This window comes from Streptococcus oralis (genome assembly GCF_001579175.1).
Lineage (GTDB): Bacteria > Bacillota > Bacilli > Lactobacillales > Streptococcaceae > Streptococcus > Streptococcus oralis_O.
Window position 1 is genome coordinate 783434 of the sequence record NZ_KQ970760.1, and the last position, 737, is coordinate 784170.

The 737-nt window shown below is 34.7% G+C and carries 1 protein-coding gene; it reads left to right on the forward strand.

The window, feature by feature from the left end; genetic code table 11:
* A partial coding sequence (locus tag SORDD24_RS11790; RefSeq protein ID WP_061409427.1) for a TipC family immunity protein occupies positions 1 to 507 on the forward strand: 507 nt, incomplete at its 5' end.
* Positions 508 to 737: the final 230 nt, after the last annotated feature.

Here is a 737-nt window from a genome sequence, read left to right on the forward strand (position 1 = left end):
ACGGAGAAAACCTATCGATCAAATAATATTTTAAGAAATATAGATGGCTTTGAAATCAGACCGGATTGGCCAAGTGATGGAGAGTATTCTAAATATTATCCATTTGGAACTTATAATAAAGACCATACCCCAGAAGAGTATTTTGAAATCGAAATAGGTTTTAATTTTGATACAAAAACACAATTAAGTTCAATCTCATTTGAAAAACGAATTGGGCCAAATGTTAGAGTTAGAATATGGGATAACTATACTCGTAAGGATCGTGTTTTAAAAAAATTTGTGAATATAGGTTTAAAGAAAGCAGATACGGAAACTTATATTGAAGACGAAGCTCAGGTGAAATCCTACCTAGAACAGTACGGTATCACTGCTAAGGACTTGGATTCTTACTACGACGAAATCGTCAACCAGAAAGTTTTGAAAGACTGGTGTACCATTTATGACAGCAAGTACTCGCCAAGCAACTATGGTGAGGTGAAAGTCGAAACCCAATGGGAGAATTGGTAGTAAGTTGTATAAGAAGCTGTGAAATAACTTTCAAACAGTTTTACTCGTTTTTGAATAAGACAGTATATTCTTTCGTTCTAAAGTATTATTGAGATGTTGATTCTATCATTTTCGTTCTATAATATAGAAGTTTGCTATCACGACATGTTGAGTGTGTGAGTTTGTTAGTGAAACGCAGTTAAACCTCAAAAGGTTCACCCAAACCTTTTGAGTCCCACAGACGCATCACG